Below are 10,000 nucleotides of genomic sequence, written 5' to 3'. Positions count from 1 at the left end.
TGGCGTTGCTGCTGTTAGGCCTGGGCTTGCACTATCGCCCATTGTTTTTACCTGGCTGGCTGATGTGTCTGGCGGTGTTTTTAACCACTCAAAGCTTCCTGCTGAGTTTTCCAGGCGCTTTTTCAGCCAATGGATTGCTGACATCTTCAGGCCAGTTTTTGATCAAAGACTTATGGTTTATTGCGTCTATGCTGTTACTGCTGCAATGGTATTTAACTACAGATTGGCCTGCAAAACAGCACCTCAGTCAGAGCTAACCTCAGTTTCGGCAGCTATTTCCCTGGCCAACCAGGCTTTTCGCTGAGCCCGGTAATAATCCCAAACGCAAGGGCAACAGCTGCCGCTGCCACAACAATCGTTGCTCTCTGGGGCGACCGGCTCTTCGGTGGGGATTCGTAGCCGAATACCGTCAATAGTGGTAAACATAAAAAACTCCGGCAAAAAAGGCGGCGGCATTGTAGCATTGTCTGCTGAAAAACCATTACAGATGTGCCATGCCGCCACAGACAACTTCTAAACAACAAAAGATCTGGCAAACAGTGTTGCAAATTCCAACCGGAAAAATTGCCAGTTATGGTCAGATCGCCGATTTAGCGGGTTTACCCGGCCGTGCCCGCTTAGTCGGGAAAACTCTGGGGTTAGCGCCGGATGAACTGCAACTGCCCTGGTACAGAGTGATGCGCTCCGGCGGTCAGTTGGCTTTTGCTGCAGGTACACCCCAAGCCTTAGCACAACAACAATTGCTGTTGGCCGAAGGGGTGATAGTGCGTAATGGCAGAGTAGCCAAAGACTTCTGGTGGCAACCGGATTTAGCTGAACTGCTGTTTAAACTGCAGTATTAGTGATACATATAACCCAACATGCCGGTGACAAATCCTGCAATAGCTCCCATAGGAGGAGCCCAGTGTTGCTCTAACCTGACCTGTGGCGCGATATCCTGAAACAATGAATACAAAATACCTCCTGCGGCAAACAACATAATCATCGCCACTATAGCCGGAGATTCGGCCAACCAGAAGTACCCCACCAAGCCAGCAAGCGGACCAAAACATGCCATAGCTGCAAAACTAGCCACTATAGCCCAGGCTGTGTAAGACGAAACTTGTCTGAGTTCACGATAAGCATTAAAGCCTTCAGGAATATTTTGTAGCGCAATTAAAGCAGCTAGTAGTAGTGCCTGAGAGCCGCCGCTTGCAATCACAGCGCCTAAGGCCAATGATTCAGGTAAAAAATCGGCTAACATGGCCATCAGTTGACTTGCTGAGGTTTGATTTTTACTCAACCAAATATCCAGCAACATAAAAGCCACAGCTCCGCCTGTAAACCAGCTACAGGCCGCCAAAGGTGACAGTACCTTGATACCTTCCGGCACCAACACCAGAGCTATGGCCGATAATAAAGCTCCAGCCCCAAAAGCCATGACGCTATGTCTGAATTCTTGTTCCCGCCAGTTGGACTGAATATGCTCAAGCTTAGCCAGCAAAGCCCCCAGAGGCATTGCCAATCCTGCAGCCAAAGTGAGTAAAATCACGTGAAGTAGATCCGACATAAGAATGCCAACAGCCCTGTTTCTGACCTGAATAAAATCAGCCTAGTCGCAAGCTTTTGATCAGTACAGTCTTTTGTTGGCGTTGATACCAGTCATTGCCGACCAGTTCCAACTGGTCAATCACACAAGAACCAAAATCTACAGAAGTGAAAGCTTTGAGTTTTTGCAGGAACAGCGCAGGATTGGCTGGCTGTTGGGTGAAACGTAACACTGTCATATGTGCGGTTTGGATGACATAACGCTGGTCAATAGAATGCTGCAAAGTCGATAAACCAAAAGCAGAACGCAGCTTGGCTCTTAACTGATTTAACTCTTGACCATCAAAAAAGCCCTGCACCAGCACACAAGAAGGCGATGCCGTGATGCCACGAAAATGCAGACGAAATGGCGCAGCATCTGCCAGCACCTCTTCAACCAATTCCACATAAGCCGCTGTATCTATTTGCGATAAGGTAAAGCCTGCATAACAGGAAATCAGCGACAATATGGTTAAGTGTAAATCAGAAGCCGGGTAATAATACTGCGCACTCTCCAGCAGCATCAGCTCTGCCAGATGCTGCTGGATTTGCTGTTTCACCTGCTCTGAAGGCCGCGCCAGCAAGGTGACACCATAACGGCTATCGTTTGTCGCTGTTAACAGAGGGTCAGTGTCAAACTGCTGCTGTTCAAACTTCTGTAAAGACTGCAGCCATAAGCTCTGATAGTGCTGCTCCAGCTGTTGTCTGGTCATCATAGTTGATCAACTAAACGCCTTTGATCTCAGCAACCAACGCAGTGGCAGTTGTGACACCAACATGCCAAGCAACATCAAACCACAACCTATCAACGCCCTGCTGCTCAGTTCTTCTCCCAGTAACCAGACGCCACCTATAGCGGCAAACACAGTTTCTAAGCTTAAGATAATGGCGGCATGAGCCGGGTGAGCATGTTTTTGCGCCATCACCTGCAGGGTATAGGCGATACCTACTGACACCACACCTGAATACAACACCGACTTCCAGGCCAGCAAAGCGTTAGCCAACTCTGGTGTTTCTATGCTGTAAGCCACCACTGTGCTGAACAAACCACAGATCACAAACTGCAAACAGGCCAATAACAGCGGTGGTACTTTTTTACTGTAGTGATCAATAGTCAATAAATGCGCCGCCCAGAACAATGCCCCGATCAGCTGCAATAAATCACCGAAATTCACTGAAAAGTTTTCACCTACGCTCAATAAGTACAATCCAGCGACGGCAATAGAGCAGCCCAACCAGATATTGGCGCTAATTTTATGTTTAAGGAAAATACCCAACAGCGGCACCAGCACTATATAGAGCCCGGTGATAAAACCTGCATTGGCCGCTGTGGTGTATAAAAGCCCAACCTGCTGCAATGAGGCGGCAATAAAAAGTAAAACCCCAACGGGCACTGCGCCGATAAGCAGCAGTTTCCAGTCCAGCTCTTGTAGCAAGCCTTTGCGCTTGTACCACCAAATCAACGGCACTAAGCTTAAAGCGCCTATAAAAAAGCGTAAGGCATTAAAAGAATAAGGCCCCAAATGGTCCATACCAAAACGCTGGGCAACAAAACCTAAACCCCAAATTGCAGCGGCCAGTAATAACATCAGATTGGCTTGCATAACGAACTCCCTAAAAACCTATTGAAATTTTGTGCTGTAACCCGCCGGATTAAAGCGTGTCGCCATCGCCATTAAAAGCACAGCTATAGCGGCCAATACCAGCCAGCTGATGCTAAAACCCTGACTGTAGTCACGAATTAAACCAGCGATCAAAGGCGAAAATGCGGCCAATGTATAACCTATACCCTGTACAAAAGCGGTTAGGCTGGCTGCAGCTGTGGCCTGATGCTGATGGTCCATAGCCACTATTAAAGATAAAGGAAATAAGCCTCCTATACCTAAGCCTAACAGGCAAGCCCAAACTAAACCTAAATGCGGCGCGGCCACTAAACCGGCAAAACCTGTGGCCATCAGTACAAGTAAAATCAGCATCACGGGACGGCGGTCTGCTTTGCGACTTGCCAACCAGGGGCTGGCGATACCGGACACGACTTCCATACAGAGTAATAAGCCAAGTAACAACCCACTTTTTTGTTCACTCCAGCCCTGCTCGACATAATAAGCGGGCAACCAGGCCAGTACGCAAGTAAAAGCACAAGTCACCAGACCAAAAAATAAAGCTAAAGTCCAGGCCCGACCATAGCGACCAAAACTCAGAGGTTTTTGTGCTGCCTGAGCTGTTGGACTGGCAGCCTGGCCTTGTATCCGATTTTTTTGCGCAAACCACAACACGATAGCCACAACGGATAAGCCCACCCAACCTGATAAAGCCACACGCCAGCTTTGTGCCCAGTCGGCCCAAAAAGCGGCTAAAGAAGCAGTTAAAGCAGCTCCAGCTATAATGGCCGCTATATACCAGCCCATCACCAAAGGCGCTTTGCTGTTAAATTGTTGTTTAATCACCCCAGGCACCACAGCCTGCACCATAGCAATACCTAAACCTGCCACTATAGCGCTTAAAGTTAAATCTAAAGATCCTTGTGTCCAATAGCGCTGCGCTGTGGCAACTGCTATAGCGACAGAAGCCCAAAAAATCACCTGATACGAACCAAACCAAAGCACTAACTGATGGGCAAAAAAGATCCCTAACCCCATAGCCAGCACGGGCAACATGGTCAGTAAAGACGCCTGAGTAAAAGACAGATGCAGTTCTGGTTGCATCAAAGGCAATAAAGGCCCGATCGAGGCCATAGAAGGCCTTAAAGTAAAAGCGATCAGCACTAAACTCAGGATCAAAATCCAGGTTTTAGTCGTAAATCTTGTGGTTTCAGTCATATCCATACCATAAGTCACATCAGCTGCCCTGGTGCAAAGCAGTTCACCTATACAGGGGCGGAAAAGTCGCGCACATTAACATAATTCTTACGCCCTGATCGACCCAAAGCAAAAGATCAGAAAACTCTGACTGCCCCTTGCGATCCAAAGCAGATCTTTTATACTGTGTTTATATACAGTATTTGAGATGACTATCATGAATGCTCTGTTGCAACAGCTGCAGAACAGGCAACTGATCTGGCTGGCTAATCAAACCGAAGCGCCTTATGAACATTGCCAAAGTACAGGTTTTAGCGCTTTGGATCAGCTGCTGGGTGGCGGCTGGCCACAGCATACTGTGATTGAATTACAAAGCCATGGCGCTTGTGCTGAAGTGCAATTGATCCAAAAAGCGCTGGGCCAGTCCGGATCCGATCTGCTGCAAGTTTGGATCAATCCACCGGCCAGCCTCTGTGCTGAATACCTGCTGCAGCAAAAGCGGCCTTTGCATCAGGTGTTACAACTTGATGCGCCCCGCTCTGCCGATGCACTCTGGGCGGCAGAGCTTTGCTTAAAAAGTGGCAGTTGTATGGATGTGTTGCTCTGGCAAAACCAGCTGAATTTAACCCAACTAAAGCGTTTGCAGCTGGCGGCAGCACAAGGCCAGAGCCAGTTGTATTTGTTCCGCCCAACGCAGGCCGAACAACAACTCTTGCCCTGGGCTTTAAGTTTACAACTCACCCCAGCCAGCAGAGGCTTGCAGATCCGTATTCTGAAACGTAAAGGCGGCTGGCAACAACAGGAACTGCTGCTGCCATGGGCTGAACTTTATCCGCAGTTTATCAAAGCAGAACTGCAGCACAGCCAGCATTCCCGTCCGCCTTTATCCAGAGTCAGCTGAGGCGGGTGGGTATGGTTGCTCAGATGGAGTTTTGGTTGTATTTATATTTCCCGCAATTGCAGCTGGATAAATTGCTGTTGCAACACGCCACAACTCAGGCCCTGGACAAAGATCAGCTTGATTTAACCGCCCCTCTGGCGATAGTAGGCGCTGACCATCAACTGCTGCAATTGAATACTGCGGCCCGACAGGCCGGTTTAACTTTGGGTATGGGCTTAGCCTCTGCTGCGGCGTTATGCCATCAATTGCAGCTGGTGCCGCATCAGGCGGAGCAGGAACAACAACAATTAGAGCAGTTGGCTCAGCTGTTGTATCAATACTGCGCCGATATAGCGCTGCAGCCTGATTCAGGTTTGTTATTAAAATTAAGCCCTATGCTGGCCTTGTATGGTGGTGCTTTGCAGTTCTGGCAACAACTACAACAAGTGCTGCAACAAGCGGGTTATCAGTATCATTTTGCTACAGCGCAGCAACCTTTAGTGGCGCGTTTACTGGCACAACAAGGCTGGGATCAATTTTTACTGCAAAGCGATAAAATTCAGCAGCAACTCAAGGCTTTACCACTGCAACAGGCCCAATTACCGGACAAACTACAGGAGCAATTCCAGCGGCTTGGCCTGATCCGGCTTGGTGATCTGTTGCACATTCCGCAGGCCGAACTGGTACGGCGTTTTGGTATGGACATGCTGCAGTATTTACAGCAGCTGACCGGAGCAAAACCTGCGCTGTTGCAATTTATTCAGCCCGCAGAACAGTTTGAACAACAACTGGAACTGCTGTACGAAATGGAGCGTAGCGACCAGCTATTGGGCCCTCTGCAGCACTTGTTTAGCCTGTTGCAGCTGTATTTACAACAAAGGGATCAACTGGCTTATCAGCTGGAGTTGTGTTTATTGCAGCGGCAAGAGCAGCAGCAACAGCTGCAACTGCATTCAGCTCAGGGCGAATACCAAAGCAAAGAATGGCTGAAGCTCTGCGCGTTGCAGCTGGAGCGCTTAAAGCTTAAAAAGCCCGTGATCCAGCTACAACTGACCCTCAAGCGCGCCGGGCCGCGTTACGCTCAGTATAAAACCCTGTTTGCCGGCAAACAGCAGCTGTATTCGGCCCTGCAGCTGGTGTCCTTATTACAGGCTCGTCTGGGTAAAGAGCAGGTAAAAAGCCCTTGTCTGCACAATGATCTGCTGCCTGAGCAGGCAAGTCATTATGCCGCCGCTTTAGAACCACAAGCTGCTATTGCAGGCCACTTAGCCGCGATACGACCAGCCTTTTTAGTCAACCCGCCTCTGGCTTTGGATCCTGATCAGCAACAGCAGTTGCAGCTGCATTGTGGCCCGGAGCGCTTAAGCAGTGGCTGGTGGCAACAGCAGAGCCAACACCGCGACTATTATGTCGGCCAGAATGCGCAGGGTCAGTGGTTATGGTTATTTCGTGATTTACAACAGCCAGAGCAGCTCTATCTGCAGGGGTATTTCAGCTGATGAAAAGCCAAAACTCAACCACACGCAGTGACTACTCTGAGCTGGTTTGCCAAAGCCACTTCTCCTTCCTGCAAGGCGCATCCAGTCCGGCTGAATTGGTACAACAAGCAGCAGCTTTAGGGTATCAGGCGCTGGCTATCACCGATGAATGCTCGCTGGCAGGCGTAGTACGCGCTCACCAGCAGATCAAAGAAAAACAGCTGCCATTAAAGCTGATTATTGGCTCTTTATTGGTACTAAACCCACAGCTACGCCTGGTGTTGCTCTGTCCGGATAAAAGCGCCTATAGCGAGTTATGCCGCATTATTACTCAGGCCAGACGCCGCGCCGAAAAAGGCTCGTACCAACTGGCCGAGTGGGATATTCAACGTATTCAGCAGTGCCAGATCCTCTGGCTGCCCAGCGGCGATCAACAAACCGATCTGTACTGGGGCAACTGGTTAATTCAGCACCATGCGGACAAGTTATGGCTTGGCGCCAGCCGCAAGTTACAAAGCCAGGACCAGTTTTATCTGCCTTATTGCCAGCAACTGGCAAAGCAGCTGCAACTGCCCTGCTGCGCCATAGGTGAAGTGCTGATGCATCAGGCCAGTCGTTTGCCTCTGCAACATGCCTTAAGCGCTATTAAAGCGGGAAAAGCTGTGCCTGATATGGCCAGGCAGCTTTTAAGTAACGCTGAACAAAGCTTAAGGCCTATTAAAAAATTGCAGCAATTGTTTCCGCCAGAGCTTTTAGACAATAGCCAAAAGCTGGCTGATTTATGTAGCTTTTCTTTGGATGAATTAAGTTACCAGTACCCGGCTGAACTGGTGCCAGCAGGCAAAACTGCGATGCAGCATTTACGGGATTTGGTCAAACTGGGCGAGACACAACGTTTCCCTGATGGGGTGCCTGATGATATCCAGCAGACCATCCACAAAGAGCTGGATTTAATAGAGCAGCTCAATTACCCCTACTATTTTTTAACTATTCATGACTTGGTGGTATTTGCGCAGCAACATCACATTTTATATCAGGGCCGTGGCTCGGCGGCGAATTCAGTGGTCTGTTATTGCCTGGCTATTACTGCTGTGGATCCCCGCCAGATCAATGTACTGATCGAACGTTTTATCTCGAAAGAGCGGGCTGAACCTCCTGATATAGATGTTGATTTTGAACATGAACGCCGCGAAGAAGTGATCCAGTATATTTACCAGAAATATGGCCGTGAGCGCGCAGCTCTGGCCGCCACAGTGATTTGTTATCGCTTTAAAAGTGCCTTTCGCGATATCAGTAAAGCTTTGGGGTTTGAGCTGCATCAGGTGGAGTTTTTCTTAAAAAACCTGCACAGGCGGGATAAAAGCCAGCACTGGAGCAGCCAGCTGACTCAGCTTGGGCTGGATCCTCAGGCAAAAAAAGCTCAGCTACTGGTGCAACTGGTACAGCAACTGGTGGGCATGCCACGGCATTTATCCCAGCATGTCGGAGGTTTTGTCATATCTCAGGGGCCTTTGTACGAACTGGTACCAGTGGAAAATGCAGCTATGGCCGATCGCACTGTGATCCAGTGGGATAAAGATGATCTGGAATCCTTAAAACTATTAAAAGTAGATGTGTTGGCTTTGGGGATGTTAAGCGCTATCCGTAAAACTTTTGATTTAGTCAGGCGTTACCAGAACACCGATTTAAGCATAGCAGCTATCACCAAAGCAGGTGACGACCCGCAAGTCTATAAAGCCATTCAAAAAGCCGACACTGTAGGTTTATTTCAGATTGAATCACGGGCCCAGATGTCGATGCTGCCACGACTGCGCCCTGCAAGTTATTACGATTTGGTGATCCAGATAGCCATAGTACGGCCCGGCCCAATTCAGGGCGATATGGTGCATCCGTATTTAAAACGCCGTCATGGCGAAGAAGCTGTGTCCTACCCCTCAGCTGCAGTCAAGCAAGTGCTGGAACGTACTTTAGGTGTGCCCATTTTTCAGGAGCAGGTGATTAAACTGGCGATGGTGGCCGCAGGTTTTAGTGGCGGGGAAGCCGACCAGCTGCGCCGCGCTATGGCCAGCTGGAAAAAAACCGGTGAGCTGATCCAATTTAAACAAAAACTGATCGATGGCATGTTAAGCCGGGGCTATCAGCAAGAATTTGCCGAACGTATTTACCAGCAAATTTGTGGTTTCGGTGAATATGGTTTTCCTGAGTCACATTCTGCCAGTTTTGCCGTGCTGGCTTATGTCTCGGCGTATTTAAAACAGTATTACCCTGTGGCTTTTTATGTTGCCTTACTCAACAGCCAGCCTATGGGCTTTTATGCGCCCAGCCAGCTCATTCAGGATGCACGGCAGCATAATGTGGAGGTACTGCCGGTGTGTGTGAATCAGTCGGATTGGGATCATCTGATGGTGCCCGCCAGCAGCGGCACTGGTTTTGCGATCCGCCTTGGGCTCCGGCTAGTGAAAGGTTTAACACAACAAGGGGCTTTGATGTTACTCAAACACAGACCACAAGGAGGTTATCTCCAGTTGGCCACAGTGGCGCAGTCTGGTGTCTGCGATGGCGATTTAACAGCCCTTGCCAGTGCCAATGCCTTACAACAGCTATCAGGGCAACGCTATCAGGCGCGCTGGCAGTTGTTGGACCAACAGCATAAGTTGCCTTTACTGGCCGCCGAACCTTACCAGACTCAATATCAGCTGCCTTTGCCTTCCGAACTGGCGGAAGTGGTGGAAGATTATCAAAGTACAGGGCTGAGTCTGCGGACTCATCCGGTGCAGTTATTAAAACAGCAAGGCGTGCTGGGTAAATTTGCGCAGGCATCTGAACTTGCTGCACTGAACCATAAGTCGGTGGTGACTGTAATAGGATTAGTCACAGCGAGACAAAGCCCTGGCACGGCATCAGGTGTGACTTTTATCACACTGGAAGATGGCACAGGTTTTAGTAATCTAGTGGTCTGGTCGGCTACAGCTTCGGCGCAGCGTCAGGCCTATTTAAAATCTAAGCTAATGAAGGTTAACGGTATTCTGGAGAAAAAAGACGGGGTGATCCATATTATCGCCGGACGTTTAACCGACCTGACGCCATTATTAGGCTCACTCAAGTCCTACTCCAGAGAGTTTCACTAAACCCTTCATACTTGAAGCCGCAGCTTTGTTGACCGCGCTCCTCGCCCTAATTAACTTTGAAGAATAAAGACGATGTGGATACCCAAAAGCAATAAAAAAAACAGACCCTATAGGGTGAAAAAAACCGGCATCAAAGATGAAAATATTGAC

At 49.1% G+C, this 10,000-nt stretch carries 11 protein-coding genes; 5 read left to right on the top strand and 6 right to left on the bottom strand.

Annotated elements, in window-relative coordinates; genetic code table 11:
* The coding region (locus LDL40_RS00420; protein WP_300992554.1) for a DUF417 family protein at positions 1 to 257 on the top strand (257 nt) is incomplete at its 5' end.
* Here the strand turns inward: LDL40_RS00420 and LDL40_RS00415 are convergent.
* Positions 244 to 426 carry an oxidoreductase-like domain-containing protein gene (locus LDL40_RS00415; protein ID WP_300992552.1) on the bottom strand — a complete coding sequence of 61 codons (183 nt, stop codon included), beginning with the start codon at positions 424 to 426 and terminating at the stop codon, positions 244 to 246. The two genes, LDL40_RS00420 and LDL40_RS00415, sit on opposite strands and share 14 nt — an antisense overlap.
* Before the next feature lie 68 nt (positions 427 to 494).
* On the opposite strand from LDL40_RS00415, the gene LDL40_RS00410 reads away from it, so the two are divergent.
* Positions 495 to 842, top strand: coding sequence for an MGMT family protein (locus LDL40_RS00410; RefSeq protein ID WP_300992550.1), 348 nt, complete (start codon positions 495 to 497; stop codon positions 840 to 842).
* Here the strand turns inward: LDL40_RS00410 and LDL40_RS00405 are convergent.
* Genes LDL40_RS00405 through LDL40_RS00390 form a run of 4 tightly spaced genes read right to left on the bottom strand, consistent with a single transcriptional unit; the run spans position 839 to position 4,385 of the window.
* On the bottom strand, positions 839 to 1,549 hold the full coding sequence (locus LDL40_RS00405) for a ZIP family metal transporter (RefSeq protein ID WP_300992548.1): 711 nt from the start codon (positions 1,547 to 1,549) through the stop codon (positions 839 to 841). The two genes, LDL40_RS00410 and LDL40_RS00405, sit on opposite strands and share 4 nt — an antisense overlap.
* Positions 1,550 to 1,586: 37 nt before the next feature.
* Positions 1,587 to 2,282, bottom strand: coding sequence for a 2'-5' RNA ligase family protein (locus LDL40_RS00400; protein ID WP_300992546.1), 696 nt, complete (start codon positions 2,280 to 2,282; stop codon positions 1,587 to 1,589).
* Positions 2,283 to 2,288: 6 nt separating this feature from the next.
* Positions 2,289 to 3,170 carry a DMT family transporter gene (locus LDL40_RS00395; protein WP_300992544.1) on the bottom strand — a complete coding sequence of 294 codons (882 nt, stop codon included), beginning with the start codon at positions 3,168 to 3,170 and terminating at the stop codon, positions 2,289 to 2,291.
* Positions 3,171 to 3,188: 18 nt separating this feature from the next.
* Positions 3,189 to 4,385 carry an MFS transporter gene (locus LDL40_RS00390; RefSeq protein WP_300992542.1) on the bottom strand — a complete coding sequence of 399 codons (1,197 nt, stop codon included), beginning with the start codon at positions 4,383 to 4,385 and terminating at the stop codon, positions 3,189 to 3,191.
* A 187-nt stretch (positions 4,386 to 4,572) separates the two neighbouring features.
* Between LDL40_RS00390 and imuA the strand changes: the two genes are divergently transcribed.
* The 3 genes from imuA to LDL40_RS00375 are packed head-to-tail and all read left to right on the top strand — an operon-like array spanning position 4,573 to position 9,850.
* On the top strand, positions 4,573 to 5,265 hold the full coding sequence (gene imuA / locus LDL40_RS00385; RefSeq protein ID WP_300992540.1) for a translesion DNA synthesis-associated protein ImuA: 693 nt from the start codon (positions 4,573 to 4,575) through the stop codon (positions 5,263 to 5,265).
* A gap of 11 nt (positions 5,266 to 5,276) precedes the next feature.
* Positions 5,277 to 6,743, top strand: a complete 1,467-nt coding sequence (locus LDL40_RS00380) for a DNA polymerase Y family protein (protein WP_300992538.1) — start codon at positions 5,277 to 5,279, stop codon at positions 6,741 to 6,743.
* Positions 6,743 to 9,850 carry an error-prone DNA polymerase gene (locus LDL40_RS00375; protein ID WP_300992536.1) on the top strand — a complete coding sequence of 1,036 codons (3,108 nt, stop codon included), beginning with the start codon at positions 6,743 to 6,745 and terminating at the stop codon, positions 9,848 to 9,850. Before LDL40_RS00380 ends, LDL40_RS00375 begins: the two co-directional genes overlap by 1 nt.
* Here the strand turns inward: LDL40_RS00375 and LDL40_RS00370 are convergent.
* On the bottom strand, positions 9,818 to 10,000 hold a 183-nt coding region (locus LDL40_RS00370; protein ID WP_300992534.1), incomplete at its 5' end, for a hypothetical protein. The genes LDL40_RS00375 and LDL40_RS00370 overlap by 33 nt on opposite strands.

The sequence above is a fragment of the Rheinheimera sp. genome, from assembly GCF_020217005.1.
In the GTDB taxonomy this organism is placed as follows: Bacteria; Pseudomonadota; Gammaproteobacteria; order Enterobacterales; family Alteromonadaceae; genus Pararheinheimera.
Note: the sequence above shows the minus strand (reverse complement) of the source record. Positions and strands in the feature narration are given on the sequence as shown.

Bases quoted from the DNA above. Each gene is read 5' to 3' on its own strand.
- LDL40_RS00395 (WP_300992544.1), bottom strand. From the start codon at position 3,170: ATGCAAGCCAATCTGATGTTATTACTGGCCGCTGCAATTTGGGGTTTA.
- LDL40_RS00415 (WP_300992552.1), bottom strand. From the start codon at position 426: ATGTTTACCACTATTGACGGTATTCGGCTACGAATCCCCACCGAAGAG.
- LDL40_RS00400 (WP_300992546.1), bottom strand. From the start codon at position 2,282: ATGATGACCAGACAACAGCTGGAGCAGCACTATCAGAGCTTATGGCTG.
- LDL40_RS00390 (WP_300992542.1), bottom strand. From the start codon at position 4,385: ATGACTGAAACCACAAGATTTACGACTAAAACCTGGATTTTGATCCTG.
- imuA (WP_300992540.1), top strand. From the start codon at position 4,573: ATGACTATCATGAATGCTCTGTTGCAACAGCTGCAGAACAGGCAACTG.
- LDL40_RS00405 (WP_300992548.1), bottom strand. From the start codon at position 1,549: ATGTCGGATCTACTTCACGTGATTTTACTCACTTTGGCTGCAGGATTG.
- LDL40_RS00410 (WP_300992550.1), top strand. From the start codon at position 495: ATGCCGCCACAGACAACTTCTAAACAACAAAAGATCTGGCAAACAGTG.
- LDL40_RS00375 (WP_300992536.1), top strand. From the start codon at position 6,743: ATGAAAAGCCAAAACTCAACCACACGCAGTGACTACTCTGAGCTGGTT.
- LDL40_RS00380 (WP_300992538.1), top strand. From the start codon at position 5,277: ATGGTTGCTCAGATGGAGTTTTGGTTGTATTTATATTTCCCGCAATTG.